Source organism: Actinospica robiniae DSM 44927 (assembly GCF_000504285.1).
GTDB classification, from domain to species: Bacteria; Actinomycetota; Actinomycetes; order Streptomycetales; family Catenulisporaceae; genus Actinospica; species Actinospica robiniae.
In genome coordinates, this window is the sequence record NZ_KI632511.1 from 8,172,994 (window position 1) to 8,193,078 (window position 20,085).

Sequence of the window (20,085 nt, forward strand, 5' to 3'; positions counted from 1 at the left end):
GCCTGGATCGGGGTGTGCCATTCAGATCGGGTAGTGCGCGCGCCCGCTCACCTGTGCGGTCACCCAGCGGGTGTCGGTGAAGGCCTCGGCGCCCGCCTGACCGCCGAAGCGCCCGTAGCCGGAGTTCTTCACGCCGCCGAACGGAGCCTGCGGCTCGTCCGCGATGGACTGGTCGCCCACGTGCACGATCCCGGTGCGCAGCCGGGCCGCCACCTCCAGGCCGCGGGCCAGGTTCTCGGTGATGACGCCCGCGGTCAGCCCGTGCGCGGAGTCGTTGGCCAGCGCCACCGCCTCCTCGACGTCGTCGACCGGGTGGATCACCGTGGCCGGACCGAAGATCTCGTCGTAGTAGACGCGCATCTGCTTGGTCACCCCGGCGAGCACGGTCGGACGGATCAGCGTGCCGGGAACCTCGATCTCGCCCGAGCCGACCACGAGTTCGGCGCCGTGCTCCACCGCGTCGCGTATCAGGGCCGATACACGCTGCGCCGCCGATTCGCTGATCACCGGCCCGATCACGGTCCCCGCGGCGGACGGATCGCCGACCGGCAGGTCGCGCACCCGTGCCGCGAACCGCTCGGTGAAGGCGTCCGCGAGCGAGTGGTCCACGATCACCCGGTCCACGCACATGCAGATCTGCCCGGCGTTCATGTAGGAGCCGAAGACGGCCGCGTCCACGGCGTAGTCGACGTCAGCGTCGTCCAGCACGATCAGCGCGTTCTTGCCGCCGAGCTCGAGCACGGCCGGCTTCAGGTGCGTCGCCGCGAGCACGCCGATCCGCCGGCCCACCTCGGTCGAGCCGGTGAAGTTGACCATGCGCACGCGCTCGTCGCCGATCAGCGCCTCGACCACGGCCCCGGCGTCGGCGCGGTCGTTGGTCACGACGTTGAGCACGCCCGCCGGCAGGCCGGCCTCGTGCAGCACGTCGGAGATCAGCAGGCCGCACGCGATCGGCGCGTCCTCGCTGGGCTTGAGCACCACGGTGTTGCCCACGGCCAGCGGCATGGCCACGGCCCGCACGCCCAGGATGACCGGCGCGTTCCACGGCGAGATCGCCGCGACCACGCCCTTGGGCACGCGCTGCTGGATGGAGAGCACACCCTCGGAGTTGGTGGCGAGCACCTGGCCCACCGGCTGCGAGGTGGCCGCCGCGGCCTCGCGCAGCATGTCCGCGGCGAGCATCACGTTGAACCCGGCCCACGGCGCGACTGCGCCGACCTCCTCGGCCATCAGCGCGATGACGTCCTTGGTCCGCTCGGCGAGCAGGTCCGCGGCCCGGTTCAGGATCGCCCGGCGCTCGGCCGGCCGGGTCGCCGCCCAGGCCGGGAAAGCCTCGGCCGCGGCGTCCACCGCCGCGCGGACGTCCGCCGCGGTGCCGGCCGCGACCTCGGCGAAGACCGATCCGTCCCAGGGGTTGCGGTCCTCGGCGTGCCCGCCGGACTCGCTCGGGACCTCGCGGCCCGCGATCACTAGGCCTCTGCTGGTGGTGGTGCCGCCCACGGCCACCCTCCGTCGTCTCGTACCCACGCGTGCCGCGTCGCCAGGCGCTCTGCCTGTGGCCGGAAACGCTAGGTCGGGGCCCGCGGCGCGTCAATGGGTGCGGCGTTCGCTTGCTGAACTTTTATTCACCATACGCGATCCACTCCCGGGCGGCTCAGGCGCGGGCGACGGCCTCGCCGAGGGCCGACAGCAGCACCGACGACGGCACGCCTTGAACGCCCAGCGTCATGATCACGACGATCAGGTCGTCCTTGCGTACCGCCACGAGATCTCCGGAGAGCATGATGCCGTTCCCCATCGCAGTCAGCGTGAACGCGTGGGCGCGACTGCCGTAGGTCGGCAGTGTCAGGTTGGCCAGCTGATAGGCGACCGCCGTAGACGCGCTGGTGACCTTGAACGTCGGACACACGGACGCGAGGTTGCCGAGTCCGGACCACACCTGGGCGACCGGGGCCGCGTCGCCGCTCTGGATCATCTCTCCGAGTGTGGACGCAGTGGCCCGATCGGTGAACTCGGTGAAGGCTTCACGTGGCAGCGGGCGATCGCTCGAGTCCCCGATGCTCAGACTTCCGCATGCGGCGCTGTGTGCGGTGTTGCTCGACAGGGCGAGACTGGTCCAGCCCGCGGGCAGGTCGTGCGTGGTGAGCAGGTCCGCGGCGAGCGCCGGGTCCTGCGACGGCAGTGCCTCGGCGCCGGCCGCCGTCACGGCGACGCGCGCGGCGGCGGGCGTGGTGACCGGCGGCAGCGTCGCAGGGGGTTGAACGGCCCGGCTGCAGCCCGCCGACAGCAGCGCGGCGGCGACGCACGCCGTGATGAGTACCCTGCGGTTCATCCCAAACCCCCACGGCGGCGGCCGCCGCCTTTGACGCCAGGTTAATAAGAGCCGTGCGATACTCGGCGTTGGCAGAGCATACGGGATGATCCGGCGGGGGAACGAACAGCCCGGTCCGCGTGTCGCGGACCGGGCTGAATCAGCGGGCTAATTCCGCTGTGTCAGGACAGGAAGCTCGCGTACGGGCCGGTCAGGATCCCGTTCTTCTGGGTCTGGTTGAAGTCGCAGTTCGGGTAGTCGTACAGCGACGCGGACATGCAGGTGCCGTCGGTGGAGCTGGCGTCCGGCAGCCCGAAGGCGTGGCCGAGCTCGTGCACCATGCCGCCGTACCAGCGATCCATCGGGCCGTTGATGCCGGCCGCGCCGTCCGCGTCGTGCCCGCTCAGCAGCACCCAGCCGGGCGCGCCGCCGCCGCCGGACACGTTCACCTCCTCGGCGCTGACCTCAGCGACGATCAGCCACCGGCTGTCCGGGTTGCCCAGGCCGAACCGCTGCTGCAACTCGGTCTGCATGTTGGTGACCACGCACCAGTAGCGATCGGCCGCCGCTGTGGCGGTGCAGTTGTTGTTGATGTACCAACTCGTGTCGTGCAGCCCGTCGACGGTCTCCACGACCGGGTTGTTGAGGGTGAACGTCTTGCCCAGCTGCGCCTTGTAGAAGCGCTGCGCTTCCTGCATGACGCTGGCGATGCCGTTCGGGTAAGCCTGGTTGAAGGCCACGTCGGTCGGCTTGAGCCAGAAGACGCGGACCGTCTTCGACGGCGGCGGTCCCGAGGGCGTGGCCGTGGCGGACGCCGACGCGGAAGCCGACGCGGAAGCGGAAGCCGACGGCGACGGCGACGCGGTGCGGGTGGGTGACGCGCTCGCGCTGGGCGAGGCGCTGACGCTGCCGGTGCAGGCCACGCCGTTGAGGGTGAACGAGGCGGGCGCCGGGTTCGCGCTGTTGTTCCACGTCCCGTTGAAGCCGAAGCTCGCGCTGCCGCCGGTGGAGATGGCGCCGTTGTACGCCGCGTTGGTCACGCTGACCTGCGCGCCGGACTGGGTGACCGAACCGCTCCACAGCTGCGTGATCGTCTGGCCGGCGGTGAACGCCCAGCTCAGCGTCCAGCTGCTGACCGGGCTGCCGAGGTTGGTGACGGCCACGCTCGCTCCGAATCCGCCCGGCCATTGGCTGGAGACGGTGTAGGCGACTTGGCAGCCGGCCGCGGCCTGGGCCGGGGCGGTGACGGCCGCGCCGGCGCCGATCACGGCGAGCGCGATAGCCCCGGCCGTCCACGACCGGTGCTGAAGGATCCTCATCGAAAACCTCCGTTGCGGGTTCCAGGAGACGCCGGGTCGCAGATCACGCGCGGAAAAATCGTGTTAACGCTCACATAGTTCGCTGTGGGTCAGCGTTGCGCGATCGGATGGCACCTCGCCACGCATGCGCGGGACGAGTCGGCGCTCCGGTGATGGCGACAGCAGTGTCCGGCCAGGGCCGCGCGTGGGCAAGAAGTTCCGGTACCGCGCGGTGATGCGGGAGCCGATGGCCTGCCCGGACCCGCTCAGGCCGCGCCGCGGAACGTATGAAACTTTCGACGTGTTCGCTTCATCAGTATTGATGAGGATAAAGGCCGATGTGAGCGTTAACGCGATGAAGTGAGCTACGCGTCAGAACATGTGTTCGATAAAGTGTCGCGGTGACATCCCTCCGCTTCGGCCCGCACCCGCCTGACCTCGTGCTCGCCGATCCCAGCGGACGGGAGTACCGGACCAGCCGGACCGAGGTCGACTTCCAGATCGTGCGGTTCCGACTGGCCGGCCGCTGGACGCTCGGGGTGCTGCGCGGCTGGCGCCGGTCGCGGGACGGCGTGATCGTGCGGATCGAGACCCTGGACCGGGCCTCCGCGGAACCGAAGGCGCTGTGGTACCGCTTCGCCCCGGACGCGATCGACCCGGTCCAGATCGAGACCCGCACCGGAGAACTGCGACTGGTTCCGCCCTGGGAGCGCACCGGCGGAGACCGGCGCTCGCGCTCGGCCTAACGCGACTTGATGATCGGCTGCGTGTTGGGGGAGTGGTTTGTCGGGTCGGGGCGGGCGCTTCGCTTCGCCCACGGTTTCGTTTGCCCACCCGCCCACCCGTTGCGTCGGCGGGGCGAGCCGGGGTTTCAAGATCTCGCCTCCGGCTGGGGCCCTTCCCTCGGAGAGGGTGCCGGGTTTGGGTGGGTGCTGTCGTTGGTGGGGCGGGTTGGGGTTCGGGGTGGTGGGGTTGCGGGGGCGTGCTCTCTCCTCGGCCGGTCCCCGGAGGCAATCAGGGACCTGCCGGGAGGTCAAGCGGCGGCGGCCCTCGTTGATGGTGGATCTCGCATCGCGCCGCTTGACCTCCCGGCAGAACCCTGATCGGGCTTCGCCTGCCCGACCGAGGAGAGAGCACACCCCCTGAGGCCCGGTGCGAGCTGCGCTCGGGCCGAGTCCCGGCCGTGGCCCGGTCGCGCATGATGTCGAATTCTGTATCGCCATGATTCGACCATCCCGATCCCCGACCCTCCCGCGGGCTAGCCGCGCTCGACGCGGGAGAATCCTGCATCGCCGTGATCCGAACATCTGATCCTCGATCCGTGCGAAGGCATCGGCGCCCGGGTCGCGCCTGATGTGAAGTCATGCAGGCTCATCGAGCTTGACCGTGCTTGAGGTGTAGGGCGTTCGGTGGCCCGTAGATCAGGGTCTTGCTGAAGTAGAGGCGCCCGTGGCGCTCTGTGATCATTCGAGTTGCTGAGACAAGAGTGATCGCGAGGGAGCCACGGGCTTGGTCAACGATACGACATTGCTGTTCGGACTCGACGGGGTGCAGGTCGTGCGCGTCATGCTCGATGACGACGAGAATCCGATACTGGCACTGGTGACCGCGTCTGAGCAGGCCAGATGCTGTCCCGGCTGCGGGATGCGTTCACAGCACGCGCATTCGTGGGTGCGCACCCGGCCACGGGATCTGCCGGTGGCAGGGCGCCGGACGGCGCTGACGTGGACCAAGCGGCGTTGGCGCTGCCGCAACGCCGCCTGTGAGCGGGCGACCTTCACCGAGTCGGTCCCGCAGATCCCGCCGCGTGCCCGGCTGACCGGTCGGCTTCGCGCCTCGATCGGAGCGGCGGTGGCCGACCGCGGGCGCACCGTGATCCAGGCCGCCCGCGACCACGAGGTGTCCTGGCCGATCGCGCAGACGGCGTTCGCCGCCCACACCCGCCTCGCGCTACCGGCCGAGACACCGCAGGTCGCACGCCTGGGCATCGACGAGATCCGGCGCGGCAAGGCGCGCTTCCGGCTCGTGCCCGGCGAAGGCGGCGACGAGAAGTGGGAGGTCGTGGCCGATAAATGGCACGTCGGGATGGTCGATCTCGGCGGCGGCGCCGGACTGCTCGGGCAGGTCGAGGGCCGCACCGCCGAGACGCTCTCGGCGTGGATCGAGGCGCAGAGCCCGCAATGGCGAGCCGGAGTCCAGGTCGTGGCGATCGACATGTGCACCGTGTTCAAGGCCGCGATCCGCACCAGCCTGCCGCACGCGGCGCTGGTGGTCGACCGCTTCCACGTCGCGCAACTGGCGAACACAGCGCTGACCGAGGTACGCCGCCGCGTCACCGTCCAGGCGCGCGGACGCCGAGGACGCAAGGGCAACCGGGAGTGGGAGCTGAGAAACAGGCTCACCCGCGCCGGCACACGGATGCACGCGAAGCACCTGGACCCGATGATCGACGACCTCCGGGCACTGCCCGCGAAGATCGGTATACCGATCCTCAAGGCATGGAACGTCAAGGAAGACCTGATGGACCTGCTCGCACTCCACGGCACACACCCGGACCGGGCACAGATCAGCGCTCTGCTGATCAGGTTCTACGAGAACGCCGCCGCCTGCGGCCTGCCGGAGATCACGCGGCTGGCCGGCACCGTCTCGACCTGGTGGCCGCAGATCCTCGCCGCGATCACCACCGGCGTGACGAACGCGGGCTCCGAGGGCACCAACCGCGTGATCAAAACCGACGCCCGCACCGCCTACGGCTACCGCAACCCCGCCAACCAGCGCCTACGCGCACGCGCCGCCACCACCCGCCGCGCCCGTGGACACCTCACCACCCACACCAGCGGACCCCACGCCCAACCCAGACGCCGCTCAAAAGCCTGACAGCACGGTCAAGCTCGATGAGCCGTCATGCATCGTCCTGGTGGGATCCACTCCGATTACAGACCTCGCATAGGAATCCCGCGAGCCAGCCGCGCCAGATCCGGAAGAATTCCGCATCACCCTGTTCCGGCATCCCGATCCTCGATCCGTGCGAAGGGTCGGTGGTCTGGTCGCGCTTGATGTCGAAATTCTCCATCGCCCTGGTCCGATCCACCCACTGCTCATGCGATGCGCGGAATTGTGTGGCCCGATCGCGCTCCGAGGACTCTGCTGGCGAAGTCGTGGTCTGATTTTGTGGCAGGCTGGGTGGTCGTGTCGGCTGGGTGATTGAGGGGCTTGTGGTGTTTCGTCCTGTGCGGGCTGGTGGGGTTCCGGCGGCGACGGCCGCGTTGGCGTGGGCGGTGCATCCGAAGGGCACGGGCGAGATGCGGGTGCGTGATGCGCTCGGGCCGTTGTTCGCCGATGAGGATTTCGAGCACGAGCGGTTCGCCGGGATGTTTGCGGCGCTCGGCCGGCCCGCGCTTTCGCCGGGGTTGCTGGCGATGGTCACGGTGTTGCAGTTCCTGCACAACCTCTCGGACCGGGAGGCGGTGGTGGCGATGGCGGACCGGATCTCGTGGAAGTACGCGCTGGGCCTGGATGTGGCTGAGACCGGGTTCGACGCGTCGGTGCTGGCCGAGTTCCGGGCCCGGCTGGCCGAGCCGGGGCGCGCGGACGCGCTGCTCGATACCGTGCTGGACAAGCTCAAGGCGGCCGGGCTGGTGCGCGCGGGCGGGCGGGCGCGTACGGACTCGACGCATGTGCTCGCGGCGGTGCGCTCGCTGGGCCGGGTCGAGATGCTCGGCGAGAGTGTGCGTGCGGCGCTCGAGGAGATCGCGCGGGTCGCTCCGGAGCGGGTCGTGCCGCTGCTGGCGCCGGGGTGGGAGGAGCGGTACGGGCGCAAGGTCGAGACCTCCCGGCTGATCGGGCGCGGGCGGGGCAAGGCCACGATGGAGGAGTTGGCCGGGCGGTTCGGCGCGGACGGCTCGCTGCTGCTCGAGACGCTTAAGGCGGACCCCACGGCCGGGTGGGTCCTTAGGCTGCCGCAGGTACGGCTGCTCGCCCAGGTCTGGGAGCAGCACTTCGAGCGGAGTGAGGGCGGCGGATGGGTGCTCAAAGCCGTCACCGACCTGCCGCCCGCGGCCGAGTTGCCGATCTCTCCGTACGACCCGGATGCCCGCTACGCGGTCAAACGCGCGAGCGGGTGGGAGGGAGGCAAGGTCCACCTGACCGAGTCCTGCGACGAGGATCTCCCGCACCTGGTCACGGATGTCGCCACGAGCGCGGCGACCGTGCAGGATTCCGCGCAGACAACTGATATCCAGGAACGGCTCCTGGCGCGCGGGCTGGGCCCGGGCGTGCATGTGATGGACGCCGGGTATCCCACCGCCGCGAACCTCATCGCCGCGGCCGGCCACGGCATCACCCTGATCGCGCCGGTCACCGTCTCGAGCGGGCGGGGCGCGAAGACCGGGACCTTCAGCCCGGGCGAGTTCGAGATCGACTGGGACACCGGGCGCGCCCGCTGCCCGGGCGAGAAGGTGAGCAACCCGATGCGCGGGCAGAAGAACGGGCTGGTCGCCTTCAGCTTCTCCCGCCGCGACTGCACACCCTGCCCGCTACGCACCGCCTGTCTGAGCGCGCCGGCCCCTCGGCCACGCGTGCTGGTCGTTCACCCCCGCGAGCCCTACGAGGCCCGCATGAACGCGATCCGCACCCAGCACACCCCAGAATGGCAGAAGGTTTATAACCAGCGCGCCGGTATCGAGGGCACCATCTCCCAGGCCGTACGCATCAGCGATCTACGCCACTCCCGCTACCGCGGGCTCCCCAAAAACCACCTCCAAAACGTCCTGACCGGCATCGCGATCAACATCAGACGCCTCGGCGCGCACTACGCGCCCACCCAGACCAAACCCCGCCGACCCACCCGTATACAAGCCCTCTACGACACCCACCACATCGGCAAACCCGCCTAACCAAACCACCCCCGACTTCGCCAGCAGAGTCCTCCGAGGGGAATTCCTACGCCGTTTTCGGCCACGCCCCTGACGCCAGCTGGCCAGCCACTCCGTCCATCACCCCTCGCGTCACAAGTCCCGATTCCCCGTACGCCTCTATGCTAGTGCCGTATCAGGCTACATTCACCCGGTCGAGCTTGTTCGACCGGGTGGCTTGGCGTTCGGGCCCTGATCCGTGAGACTGGGTCGGTGGCCGAGCGTGTCAGAGTGCGTGAGATTGACGATGACGAGGGAAAACGCCTGGTGCGGATCGTGCGCCGGGGCACCGGGTCGGTGGTGACCTGGCGGCGGGCGCAGATGGTTCTGCTCTCAGCGCAGAACATGGACGTCGCCGGCATCGCGCGGGTCGCGTTCACCAGCGAGGACCACGTACGGGATGTGATCCACAACTTCAACGCGGACGGGTTCGACTCCCTCTACCCGCGCTACCGCGGCGGTCACCCGCCGAAGTTCACCCTCCCGCAGCGCCGGGAGATCAAGAAGATTGCCAAGACCAAGCCGGCCGAGCACGGCCTGCCCTTCTCGACCTGGAGCCTGTCCAAACTGGCGGACTTCCTGGTCGCCGAGGGGGTGGTCGACGACATCAGCCACGAGGGCCTGCGCATCCTGCTCCGCGAGGAAGGCGTCACCTTTCAACGCCTGAAGACGTGGAAGGGCTCGACCGACCCGGAGTTCAAGCAGAAGAAAGCCCGGATCGAGCGACTGTACGCGATCGCCGACGGCGAGGCCGAGCCGCGTGACGGCGAGCCCGAGATCGTGATCTGCATCGACGAGTTCGGGCCGCTCAATCTGCAACCGCGCCCGGGCCGAGCATGGGCTGCGATCAGCGGAAACGCGAAGGAACCTGGACGCGAGCCCCGCCCGCGCCTGCGCGCGACCTACCACCGCACCGGCGGCGTGCGCCACCTGTTCGCCGCCTACGACCTCGGCCGCGACCGGCTCTACGGGCACGTACGGCCGAGAAAGACCCGCACCCGATTCCTCGAGTTCTGCCGGTACATACGCAGCCTCTACCCGCGCGAAATGCGCATGGCGATCATCGTGGACAACTTCTCCCCGCACCTGAGCACCCGGCGTGACCAGAAAGTCGGGACATGGGCGAAGGCGAACAACGTCGAGCTCGCCTACACCCCGACCAACAGCTCCTGGCTCAACCGGATCGAAGCCCAGTTCACAGCCCTGCGCTACTTCGCTCTCGACGGCACCGACCACCACACCCACCAGGAACAGGGCAGCATGATCCGCCGCTACATCGCCTGGCGGAACCGCAACGCCGATAACCGCGAACTACGCCGCATCGTCAACCGGGCGAACGTAGCCTGATACGGCACTAGACGCCACTACCGACAAAAACCTCGTATCTCATCCTGCGCCGTATCAGCGAAAGTAGTGGAGAATCTTGGGCATTCGGGCATGTTCCCCGGCGTTGAAGGAGTAGAAAGATAGAGCGGCCTAGACATCTCATGTCGCAGCTGCGTCATGGACCTTCAAGGCATGTCCGTTGGAGCGGGCAACGTCCCGCTGCTGGAGTTGGGCTGCGTCGTGTGTGCGCCCAGCCAGGGCGCGAGGGGAGTGGGTCGGGCCGGCTGAAATTAGACGGCGCGGGCGACTTGAGGCTGTCAGGATGTGAGCATGGCGGATTCCACTTCCCTCCCCGTACGCCACCGTGATCCTGGACTGCGGCTGATCGGTTATGCGGAGCGGGTGCTGGTGCGCTGTCCAGCCTGCGGCCAGCGCGCGCTATCGACGCGTCACCGTGATGGCTATCGATACGCGGACCCGGCGAGGCTCACGTGTGCCCGTTGCGGGTACGCGCGGGAGACCCGGAAGCTGGCGCACGTGTACGGGGTTCCACTCGATCCGTTCTTCAAGCAGCCGCTGTGGCTGCAGACCGCGTGCTGCGGGCACACGCTGTGGGCGTTGAACGTCGAGCACCTCGACGCGCTCGAGGGCTACGTCAGTGCTCAACTGCGCGAGAAGCGCCTTGATCTCGCATACACGATGCTCGACGTGCTGCCGGGGTGGATGAAGGCGGCTAAGCACCGCGACGAGGTGCTGCGCGCCGTATCCCGTCTGCGTCAGTCCCTAGAGACCTAACTGCCAGGCCGCACCTCGCATCCCGCAACGGCCGTAGGCCTCCACCCTGTTGCCGGGTGAGCCGCTGCACCGAGGCGTTCGGACTCACCGACGAGCTATGAGAACGGTGATGCAGGATTCTTCCGGATCGAGCGCGGCCGGGCACGGGCGGGTCTCGGCCCGAGTGCAGCTCGCACCGGACCTCAGGGGGTGGGTTCTCTCCTCGGTCGGGCAGGCGAAGCCCGATCAGGGTTCTGCCGGGAGGTCAAGCGGCGCCCTGCAAAATCGACCATCAGCGCGGGCCACCGCCACTTGACCTCCCGGCAGGTTCCTGATTGCCTCTGGTGGCCGGCCGAGGAGAGAGTACGCCCCCGGCACCCGACCACCCCGAACCCCAACCCGCCCCGCCAACGCCAGCGACCACGCAGCCCCGGCACTCTCCGAGGGAAGGCCCACCGCCGGAGGCGAGATCTTGAAACCGCAGGCCGCCGACCCGACAGGCCACTATGCCCACGAGCACTCAGCCGATCACCGATCGCAGAGAAAACGAGTGGCGCAGCGGCGGCCGTCGGTGCTGGGGTGGGTCCATGCGAATCAGAACGCTCAGCCCGGCCGAGAACCCGGCGGAGCTCGACGCGCTCCTGCCCGCCTTCCGCGCCGCGAGCGTCGAGGCGATGCCCGGCTTTCCGGCACCTGGAGCGGCCAGGCTGCTGATGTGGGCGACGCCCGGTTACCACCAGCGCACCACGGTGTTCGGAGCCTTCGCCGACGAGGGCGACGAGGGCGACGCGGGTGACGAGTCCGGCGGGGGCGGCGCGGTGGCGCTGGGCTTCGGGATCCAGGACGTCGAGACGAGTAAGAACCGTGATCTCGCGTCGACGCAGCTGTGGGTTCCGGGTGCGGCTCGCGGCGAGGGCGTCCACGCCGCGCTCTTCGAGGAGGCCGTCAGAGTCGCGGCGAACGCAGGCCGCCAGCGCCTCGCCATGGCTTTCTCCGAGATCGAGGCCGCCGCCGTGGTCTCCGACGAGTTCGTCGAGGGGCATGGCGGAAAGCTCACGGACTGCGCGATCCGCTCCGCGCTCGATTTGCGCGCGGTCGATCGGGCGCTTTTGGAGCAGTGGGCCGCGCCGTCGCTGAAGAACAGCTCGTACACCTTCGTCACCTGGGATCAGTGCCCGGAGGAGTACGCCCAATCCTTCTGCGCCGCGCTCGATGCCATGGCGGATCAGCCGATGGGGGAGTTCGATTACGACTTCGGCACGGTCGAAGTCGAGCGGCTGCGGTTCGTGGAGGCGCGCGGCGTGCGGTTCGGCGTGCGTCGGTACAACGTGGCGGCCTTGGATCCTCGCGGCGAGATCGCCGGCTTCACCTCGATGATCGCGTATCCGGATGAGCCCGAGACGATCGAGATCGCCAACACCGGGGTCACTCGGCAGCATCGCGGCCACGGCCTCGGGCTGCGCCTGAAGGCAGCCGCGCACCTCTGGGTGCTGCGGTCGCAGCCCGACGCGCGGTGGATCTGCACCTTCAACAACGACGCGAACAAGTGGATGCTCGACGTCAACCGGGCGCTGGGCTACCAGGCCGCCGAGCGGTGGCCGGGCTATGAGTTCCCGGTCCCGGTCCCGGGCGCAAGGGCCCTGACGTAACTACCGGTCACTCGGCGGGATGGCCGCGGCCGTCCGCAGCGTGCGCGTGGCGGGACCGGCTCAGCGCCGCCATGCCGACGGTCGCGATGGCCGCGTAGAGCGCCGAAGCCAGGAAGACGTGCGGTAGGCCGAGCGTGGCCACGCCGAGGCTGCCGGTGGCGCCGCCGAAGGCGTTGGCGATGGCGGTCGAGGTGATGTAGACCGCTGACGCGGTCGCTACGGCTTCGGGCAGGAGCCGCTGCGCCACGATGATGCCGAGGGCGGCGAACACGCCCCACACCCCGCCCATCAGGATCTGGCCGGCGAACATGCCGACGGTGTCGCCGGTCAGGGCGAAGCAGAGGTTCGCGCCGACGGTGAGGGCCGCTCCCAGCGTCATCAGGCGCAGCATGCCGATGCGGCGGGCGACGATCACCGCTATCGGCATCAGGATCAGCTCGATCAGGGGCTGAATGCCGATCACGGCGCCGCCGACCTCGGTCGGCACGTGAAGCTGATCGCGCATGTAGATCGGCAGGTAGCCGAACTTGATCGGCTCGCCGGCGTAGACGAGCAGGAACAGACCGGTGAAGGCGAACAGCGGCAGCATCCGGCGCATCCCCGGACGTCGCGAGACTTCCGGCTCGCCATGCGCGTGTTCTGATTCACGAACCGCGGCGACGGCGGCTGCGCCCAGCGCGCCGGAGCGGGTGAAGCCCAGGGGGAGCATCTGCGCGAGGGTGAGCAGGCCCGCGGCCACCAGCAGCGCGCGCGGTCCGGCGGCGGCGGCCAGCAGCGAGCCGAGCACCGGGCCGATGATCCATCCGGCCGTCAGCGCCATCCGTACTGTGGAGACGACGCCGTCGGCGGCTGCGCTGTCGGAGCCGCGCAAGTCGTCGTGCACGGCCGCGAACAGCTGCGAGCCGGCGGCGAGCGAGAACGCCAGCATCAGGGCATTGATCGCGAACGGCATCCAGGCCCGATCGGCCGCCGCCATCGCGATCCAGCCGAGGAAGCCCGCCACGGTACACAGCCGGAAGAGCCCGAGCCGGTTGCCGGAGCGGTCCGAACGGGCCCCGACCAGGTAGCCGGCCAGCGGCGCGGTGAGATTCGTGAGGTAGTACAGCCCGGCCGTGGTCAGCGACACGTGCAGGTCGTCGACCAGGAACAGGGTGATCTGCGGCGCCACCGCAGAGCCGCCGAGCCCGGATAGGAAGAGCGACAGCGTCGCGCCGCGATACAGCGGCGAGTCCCAGACCGTGCGCAGCACCGAAGGCGCCGGGGTGAAATCGTCGGCGACGAGAGTGGATGACACGGCTGTTCCCCCCGAGCATCATGTACGCCAGTACACGCAGGTGTGTTCACTGACGATGGTAGAGCTCTCATACTCGGGTCGGGAAGGGGTCTCCGGCTCAGCCGGTTCAGCCGGTTCAGCCGGTGAAGACCTCGGAGGCCGGCGGCGGCGTCACCGTGACGGGCTTGTTCCAGACGAAGTCCGCCGCGCCGGTCTCGACCCCGCTCGTGGTCAGCTTCTCCAAGTACGCCGGGCCACTGGCGGCGAAGTACGCCGTGGTTCCCATGGCTGCGTTCTTATACACGGCCATGGTCTGCCCGTTCACCGAGGCCGTACCGGCGGCGGTCAGGTTGTCGAGCTGGATGCCGGAGCTCGAGGTCGGGCTGGCCATGGGCGTGCCCGAGCCGGACGCCGGCGTCGACGGCGTCGCGGTCGCGCCGCCGCCCGCGAGCATGGAGGTGAAGGCGTTGTAGTCGGTCAGGTCGCCGAAGCTGCTCGCCAGCGTCTTGCCGGCGGTGGTCTGCGAGGAGACCCACTTGTTCTGCACCATCTTGATGACGTCGGGCGTGAGCGAGGGATCGACCGCCGCGTCCTGCTTGAGGAAGCTCGGCGTGAGCTGGACGTAGGTGATCCCGTCGACCTTCTTGACCGGCAGGACCGCCCCGTTCTGGATGACCTCGCCCTGCGCCTGGCCGTTCTTGTTCAGGTTCACGTCCAGGCTGTAGGTCTGGCCGGTCTGCTTGAACGCGCCCTTGACGTGCACGGCGGTGCCCTTGGCCACCGCAGCCTTGAACGCCGACTGCATCTGGGCGCCGCTGAGCCCGGCATTCGGGGCCGCGCCACCCGGGGCGGAGGGCGACGCGTGGTGGCTCGAGCCCGCGGCGTTGCCCGCGGAGACCGCCAGGGCGAGCGTCGTGGCGGTGATCAGGGACGTCGTGCGGGACATCGGTCTCTCGCTTTCGTCTCGAGGCTGCGGCCGCGCCCGGCGCGTGCTGCGCGCGCTCGGCGGCGTCTCGAACCTAACCGCGCGGCGCGCCGGGCCGCCCCCGCCGCTGCGCCGTCTGGTCGAGGGCCCGTAGGACGAGTGCTCCGGACGGGTTCTGTCACCCGCTGACCGCCGTTCAGGTGAGCGGACGGCGGGCGCGCAGCGTCCAGAATGTCCGCAAGCAGCCCAGATCATCCGTACCTTCAGGAGAGAGGCCCGACCATGCCGATGATCGACGTCTACGCGGCCGAGGGCACGTTCCCGCGTCCCCGGGAGCTCGCCCGGGCCATGGCCACCCGGCTGATGGCGATCGAGCAGCTCCCGGACATCCCGCTGTTCCGCCACAACACCGCCGCGTTCGTCCACCACCTGCCCGCCGACTGCCTGTCGAACGTGAGCGGGAGCAACGCCTACGTGCGGGTCCAGGTGCTCACCAACCAGGGCGCGCTGGACCGCGACAAACAACTCGCCGTGGTGCGGCAGCTGACCGAGCTGGTCGCCGAGGCCGCCGGGGACCCGTCCCTCACCGAGCGCACCTGGGTGCTGCTGACCGAGGCCGCGGACGGCGGCTGGGGGCTGGCCGGGCACGCGCACACCAACGTCGAGCTCGTCTCCGCCGCGCGCTCCCAACTCGCCCGGATCGCCGGGAAGGGGTGAGGCGGAGCCGCGGAAGCCGCCGTGCCCGTTCCCGGCCTCCGGCGCCGGGTATACCCGCCGTGTGCCCGATCCGTTGCCGTGCCGGGGAATCCGGGCACCGCGGAGCGCCCGCGCCTTCCCGCCGAACTCTCCGGAGGCTCCCGTGCCCGTCCTCGACTGGCAGCCCGACATCCTCGACGGCTACCGGCAGCACGTGTTCGAACTCGGCCCGGACCCGGACGGCGAGGGGAACGCGGCCGCGGTGCTGGTCCGCCGCGAGCCGCGGGACGGCGAGTCGCCCACCGGAGTGGTGCTCTACGTGCACGGCTTCGCCGACTATTTCTTCCAGACGGAGCTGGCGGACTTCTTCGCCGCGCGCGGTCTCGCCTTCTACGCGCTCGATCTGCGGAAGTCCGGCCGGGCCCGGAGATCCGGCCAGACCGCGCACTACATCTCCGACTTCATCCTCTACGACCAAGAACTCGAACTCGCGCTCGGGGCGGTCGTCGAGGAACATCCCGGCAAGCCGGTCGTGCTGCTCGCCCACTCCACCGGCGGCCTGATCGTCCCACTGTGGCTGGAACGGCTCCGAGCGAGCCAGGGATCTGTCAGGCCGATCACAGGGCTCATACTCAACAGTCCGTGGTTCGACCTGCAGGGCTCGTCCGCCCGCCGCACGGCGTTGACCCAGGCGTTGCGGCTGTTGGCCAAGGCGAGCCCGCTCAGAGAGATCAAAGTGCCGGTGAGCCACTACGGCGCCAGCCTGCACACCAGCGGCACCGGCGAGTGGGAGTTCGAGCTCGACCTCAAGCCGCTGGCCGGATTCCCGGTCACCGTCGGCTGGATGAACGCCGTCCGCCGCGCGCACGCGGCCCTGCACCGCGGCTGCGAACTCGGCGTGCCCTCCCTCATCCTGCGCTCCCATCGCACGCACTACGCGAACCGTTACTCGGAGCTGAGCGATCGGGCGGACCTCGTCCTCGACGTCGCGCAGATCGCCCGCTGGGCCGGCTGCCTGGGCGGCGAGACCACGATCACGCCGATCGCCGACGCCCGCCATGACGTCTTCCTCTCCCTGCCCGACGTGCGCGCCCGCGCCTACGACGTGGTCGACGACTGGCTCGCGCGCCATCCCGCGGCCACCGGCGCGCCGTCGGACGCCGTCGGGCTCTGAGTCTGAGACGCGAGAGCACCGCTGATGCCGCTGTTCGAGGGACGAGGCGCATGAACCGGGTGGGACCGGGGAACCCGCACTTGGTGACCTCTCAGATCAACGCCGAATCCGGGCCGCCGGAAACAGACGCGGCCCCGGACGCGGCGACCGATGCCTGGGACCGGCTCGCCGCGCTGGCCTTCGACCAGACCACCGCGCACGTCGGATGCTCCGCGCAGACCGACGAGTGCACCTGCCGGGCCGAGCACCACGCGGCGCACGAGCTGGAACCGGACGTCCCCGATCCGTCAGAACGCTGAGCTCCGCCCGCCGGGGATTGCCCCGTCCGCCCGCCGGGCATGGGATCACCGGAGGGTCCGGGGCTCGACGCTGGTCCTTCGCTCGAACTCGGGAGGCTGCGGCCATGGCAGCGGAAAGGTTCGCCCGCCACGGGACGGTGCGCCTCGCCTTCGAAGTCTTCGGACCGCCGGGCGGGCGGCCGTTGCTGCTCGTGCAAGGGCTCGACTCGCCGATGCAGTGGTGGCCGGACGGCTTCTGCGCCGCCCTGGCCGCGCGCGGTTTCGCGGTGGCCCGCTACGACTGCCGCGACTGCGGGCGCAGCAGCCGGGCCCGGCCCTCGGCCCGCCCGGGCGTCCCTCCCTACACGGCCATGGACATGATCGACGACGCGGCCGCCGTGCTCGACGCGCTCGGCTGGGGCGCGGCGCACGTGGTCGGCATGTCGCTCGGCGCGAGCGTGGCCATCGGGCTCGCGCTGCGCCGCCCGGAGCGGGTGCGCACGATCGTCTCGCTCGCCGGGCTGCCGTTCGGCTTCCACGCCCGGGACGCGCTGCCGCACCTCGATCTGCTCGGCGTTGCCCGGCTCGCCCGGCTGAGCACCCGTCAGGCGGCCGACTACGAGCAGGACATCCGGGTCCAAGCGCAGATGGCGCGGATGCTCGCGGCCCGCTCCCAGCCCTTCGACGAGGACTGGGCCCGGCGCACCGCCGAGCGGGTGCGCGCGGCGGCGCCGGGGGATCCGGCCACGGCGCGCCGGCAGCTCGCGGCGATGCGCGCCGACGACGGGCTGCTGCGCCACCCGGAGACCGTCTCCGTGCCGCTGCTCGCCCTGCACGGCGCCGAGGATCCGCTGATCCGGCCGCAGTCCGCCCGCGTACTGGCCCGCTCGGTGCCGCAGGGGCGCGCGGTGGTGCTGGAGGGCGTGGGACACGAGGTGCCCGGTCGGGCCTGGGCGTCGATCACGGAGGAGATCGAGAGAAACGCGGGGCGTAACCTAGCGGGCCGTCACTCGTTGTGCGGTACATGGAAACCGTAGGAATATCGGACATCGGACGGATGAACGAATCCGAGCTCGAGGAGCTGCTCCAGCGCGCCATCGACCCGTATGTCCCGGTGGAACTCTTCTACGCGGTGCTCGACCGGATCGGGCAGCCGCCCGCGGCCGCGCCCGGACCGGCCGGCCTCGAACCATCGCTCCACCCGGCGCCCCTGCCCTATCCGGAACCAGGGTACGGCGCGGACGAGCTCGACGTAGTGCCGTTGCCGGACGCCACCATGCTGATGGAACAGGTCGAGCAGCTCGAAGCCGCGATGGCGGGCGACTAGCCGTACTGCCCCGAGGACGTTGTCGACGGTGACGCGGCTGGTCGCAGGCCATCCCGGCGCGCGTGACGGTGGGACACGAAGACCTCCGTGTGTGGTGTGGAGCCTAGACTCCTCCACCACACACGGAGGTCTTCGCCATCAGACGACCCACCTACCGTCAGCTGCGTCCACGGGCACTACACCTAGCTGGTGTAGGCGCGGACGTCCGCCACACTCCACCAGTCGTTCGCGTCGGTGGCGGTGAGCGTGATCCTCACGTACCGCACCGGCGCGCCGCTCAGGTTCGCCGTGGCGAACTGGCCGGTGCCGACACCGTCGGCGACGGCAGTGCTCCAGTGCGTGCCGTCGGTGCTGGTCTGCACCTCGTAGCTGCGCGGATAGTCGCCGGTGGAGCCGCCGGTGTCGAAAACGACCTGGCGCGCATGCACGCGCTGGCCGAAGTCGACCTGCAGGTACTGGCCGGGCGCCTGGCCCTCGCCGGTCGAGAACCGCGTGCTCGCGTCGGCGTCGACGGCGTTGGCCGCCACGTCGCCGGTGCAGCAGCTGTTCGTCGGGCCCGACGGGTCGGCCGTCGCGGTCCAGCCGGACGGGTCGACCTGACGCAGCGGGTGCGGGCCGGCGAGGTCCGCGTTCCAGACGAAGGTCGCCACGGAGTCTCCCGGCAGCGTGTAGGTGAAGCGCCAGGCGCCTTCCTGCACCGCCACCGCCTGCGGGTTGTCGTTCTCATTGTGCGCGACGAGCACGGTCTGGCCGTCGGGGTTGCGGAAGGCGACGTCCTCGACCTCGCCGTTCCAGCCCGTCGTGCCGAACGATGTGCTGCCGATGCGGACCGCGCCCGGCTGGACGAAGCGCGAGAGCTGGCCGAGAGCGTAGTACTCCGCGTTCTCGGTCACCGTCCCGTCGGCGTCGACGGTCACGATGCCGGTGCAGGTGCCGCATCCGCCGACGTGCGGGCCGTTGTCCGCGTTCAGCGCCAGGTCCCAGTTGACCACGGTGCTCGACCAGTTGCGGGTCGAGCCGATCTCCAGGTTCCGGGCATGCCATTTGAGCGTGTCGGAGAACGTGTTCGCAGGGTCCGAAGACTCACTGCCGGAGCACTCGGTCTCCTCGATCTTGAGATTCGGGTACTGCGCGTGGAAGGCCGTCATCGCACTCGGATCGCCGGAGTAGCAATGGAAGGCGACGCCGGAGATCCACTTGGCGGCCGGGGTGGCGAGCACCTGCTGCGGATAGTCGTCGATGTCCGCGGTCTCGTCCGCGGGCGTGCTGCTGACGTCTCCGGAGGCCTCGGACCAGTTGTGGTCGTAGGCGAAGATCTCCGTGTGCAGGTGCGCGGCCTTGAGCATCGGACCGAGGTCCTCGATCACGGCCGCCTCCTGCCAGGAGGGCATGTCGGTGCCGGGGTAGGTGTCGGTGTGCCGGTCCTGCGGTTCGTTCTGCATGGTGATGGCGTCGACGTCGACGCCCTGGGCCCGGTAGGCCTCGATGAACTTCAGCAGGTAGAGCGCGTAGGCGTGGTAGATCTGCGGACTGGCGATCAGCCGGCCGCTCAGCAGCGAGCCGCTGTCCTTCATCCACGCCGGCGGGCTCCACGGCGAGGCCATGATCTGCAGGTGCGGGTTGAGGCGCTCGGCCTCGCGCAGCAGCGGCAGGATCTGCGTCTCGTCGTGGGCGACAGAGAACTGCGACATCGAGTAGTCGGTCTGCCCGGCCGCCACGTCGTCGTACGTGTACGGGCCGGTCGCGACCATGTCGGTGCCGCCGATCGGCTGGCGCAGGTAGTCCAGGCCGTCCCCGCCGTGCGGCGAGAAGAGCGCGGCCATGGTCTGCGCCCGCTGAGCCGCGGGCAGGGTGTAGAGCACTGATGCCGAGGCGTCGGTGATGGATCCGCCGAAGCCGGTCATCGTCTGGAAGGTCTGGGTCGGGTCCACCACGACGGTCTGCACGTCCGTCGACGCGGTGGAGAAGGGCACCGTGCCGAGGTCGGCGAGCTTGTCGGTGCCGTCGGCGGTGGTGATCCACACGTGCGCGCTCGGCGCGGGTGCGACCGCGCTGGCCACGGTCCCGGTGGCGGCGGAAGCGGCCGCCACCAGGAAGCCGACGCCGAGGCGCACGGAGCGGTGTCGCGATATTCGCATGCT

The 20,085-nt window shown here is 69.8% G+C and carries 18 protein-coding genes; 12 read left to right on the forward strand and 6 right to left on the reverse strand.

What is annotated here, in order from left to right:
• Window positions 1-21 precede the first annotated feature (21 nt).
• The 3 genes from ACTRO_RS35310 to ACTRO_RS35320 form a co-directional block, all read right to left on the reverse strand.
• The gene (locus ACTRO_RS35310; RefSeq protein WP_051452586.1) at window positions 22-1,500 is read right to left on the reverse strand and encodes an aldehyde dehydrogenase family protein; all 1,479 of its coding nucleotides are present in this window, start codon (window positions 1,498-1,500) and stop codon (window positions 22-24) included.
• 154 nt (window positions 1,501-1,654) lie between these two features.
• Window positions 1,655-2,332: a hypothetical protein gene (locus ACTRO_RS35315; protein ID WP_034270229.1), complete on the reverse strand. Its 678-nt coding sequence runs from the start codon at window positions 2,330-2,332 to the stop codon at window positions 1,655-1,657.
• A 161-nt stretch (window positions 2,333-2,493) separates the two neighbouring features.
• Complete coding sequence (locus tag ACTRO_RS35320) at window positions 2,494-3,630, reverse strand: cellulose binding domain-containing protein (RefSeq protein ID WP_051451872.1); 1,137 nt, start codon at window positions 3,628-3,630, stop codon at window positions 2,494-2,496.
• A 184-nt stretch (window positions 3,631-3,814) separates the two neighbouring features.
• Between ACTRO_RS35320 and ACTRO_RS47695 the strand changes: the two genes are divergently transcribed.
• The 7 genes from ACTRO_RS47695 to ACTRO_RS35355 all read left to right on the forward strand — a co-directional run bounded on the left by ACTRO_RS47695 (window position 3,815) and on the right by ACTRO_RS35355 (window position 12,271).
• Window positions 3,815-3,973 (forward strand): hypothetical protein, encoded by a 159-nt coding sequence (locus ACTRO_RS47695; RefSeq protein WP_157436620.1) that lies wholly within the window; start codon window positions 3,815-3,817, stop codon window positions 3,971-3,973.
• Window positions 3,974-4,010: 37 nt separating this feature from the next.
• On the forward strand, window positions 4,011-4,355 hold the full coding sequence (locus ACTRO_RS35325) for a hypothetical protein (RefSeq protein WP_034270231.1): 345 nt from the start codon (window positions 4,011-4,013) through the stop codon (window positions 4,353-4,355).
• Between the two features lie 763 nt (window positions 4,356-5,118).
• Window positions 5,119-6,486 (forward strand): ISL3 family transposase, encoded by a 1,368-nt coding sequence (locus tag ACTRO_RS35330; protein WP_051450234.1) that lies wholly within the window; start codon window positions 5,119-5,121, stop codon window positions 6,484-6,486.
• A gap of 425 nt (window positions 6,487-6,911) precedes the next feature.
• A complete protein-coding gene (locus tag ACTRO_RS35340) occupies window positions 6,912-8,504 on the forward strand; it encodes an IS1182 family transposase (protein ID WP_034270236.1) in 1,593 nt (530 codons plus the stop codon).
• 231 nt (window positions 8,505-8,735) lie between these two features.
• Complete coding sequence (locus ACTRO_RS35345; protein ID WP_034270238.1) at window positions 8,736-9,869, forward strand: IS630 family transposase; 1,134 nt, start codon at window positions 8,736-8,738, stop codon at window positions 9,867-9,869.
• A 309-nt stretch (window positions 9,870-10,178) separates the two neighbouring features.
• Window positions 10,179-10,643 carry a hypothetical protein gene (locus tag ACTRO_RS45000; RefSeq protein WP_034278181.1) on the forward strand — a complete coding sequence of 155 codons (465 nt, stop codon included), beginning with the start codon at window positions 10,179-10,181 and terminating at the stop codon, window positions 10,641-10,643.
• Between the two features lie 566 nt (window positions 10,644-11,209).
• Window positions 11,210-12,271, forward strand: a complete 1,062-nt coding sequence (locus tag ACTRO_RS35355; protein ID WP_034270241.1) for a GNAT family N-acetyltransferase — start codon at window positions 11,210-11,212, stop codon at window positions 12,269-12,271.
• A gap of 7 nt (window positions 12,272-12,278) precedes the next feature.
• Here the strand turns inward: ACTRO_RS35355 and ACTRO_RS35360 are convergent, their stop codons facing one another.
• On the reverse strand, window positions 12,279-13,565 hold the full coding sequence (locus ACTRO_RS35360; RefSeq protein ID WP_211244513.1) for an MFS transporter: 1,287 nt from the start codon (window positions 13,563-13,565) through the stop codon (window positions 12,279-12,281).
• 115 nt (window positions 13,566-13,680) lie between these two features.
• Window positions 13,681-14,490, reverse strand: a complete 810-nt coding sequence (locus tag ACTRO_RS35365; protein WP_034270244.1) for a hypothetical protein — start codon at window positions 14,488-14,490, stop codon at window positions 13,681-13,683.
• Between the two features lie 261 nt (window positions 14,491-14,751).
• On the opposite strand from ACTRO_RS35365, the gene ACTRO_RS35370 reads away from it, so the two are divergent.
• The 5 genes from ACTRO_RS35370 (at window position 14,752) to ACTRO_RS35390 (ending at window position 17,944) form a co-directional block, all read left to right on the forward strand.
• A complete protein-coding gene (locus tag ACTRO_RS35370; protein ID WP_051451874.1) occupies window positions 14,752-15,186 on the forward strand; it encodes a tautomerase family protein in 435 nt (144 codons plus the stop codon).
• 142 nt (window positions 15,187-15,328) lie between these two features.
• On the forward strand, window positions 15,329-16,339 hold the full coding sequence (locus tag ACTRO_RS35375; protein ID WP_034270247.1) for an alpha/beta hydrolase: 1,011 nt from the start codon (window positions 15,329-15,331) through the stop codon (window positions 16,337-16,339).
• Between the two features lie 83 nt (window positions 16,340-16,422).
• Window positions 16,423-16,638 carry a hypothetical protein gene (locus ACTRO_RS35380; RefSeq protein ID WP_157436622.1) on the forward strand — a complete coding sequence of 72 codons (216 nt, stop codon included), beginning with the start codon at window positions 16,423-16,425 and terminating at the stop codon, window positions 16,636-16,638.
• A gap of 104 nt (window positions 16,639-16,742) precedes the next feature.
• Entirely contained in the window at window positions 16,743-17,654 is a 912-nt protein-coding gene (locus ACTRO_RS35385; protein WP_051451875.1) for an alpha/beta fold hydrolase, read from the forward strand.
• 20 nt (window positions 17,655-17,674) lie between these two features.
• On the forward strand, window positions 17,675-17,944 hold the full coding sequence (locus ACTRO_RS35390; protein ID WP_034270253.1) for a hypothetical protein: 270 nt from the start codon (window positions 17,675-17,677) through the stop codon (window positions 17,942-17,944).
• 182 nt (window positions 17,945-18,126) lie between these two features.
• Here the strand turns inward: ACTRO_RS35390 and ACTRO_RS35395 are convergent, their stop codons facing one another.
• The gene (locus ACTRO_RS35395; protein ID WP_051451876.1) at window positions 18,127-20,082 is read right to left on the reverse strand and encodes a discoidin domain-containing protein; all 1,956 of its coding nucleotides are present in this window, start codon (window positions 20,080-20,082) and stop codon (window positions 18,127-18,129) included.
• Window positions 20,083-20,085 lie beyond the last annotated feature (3 nt).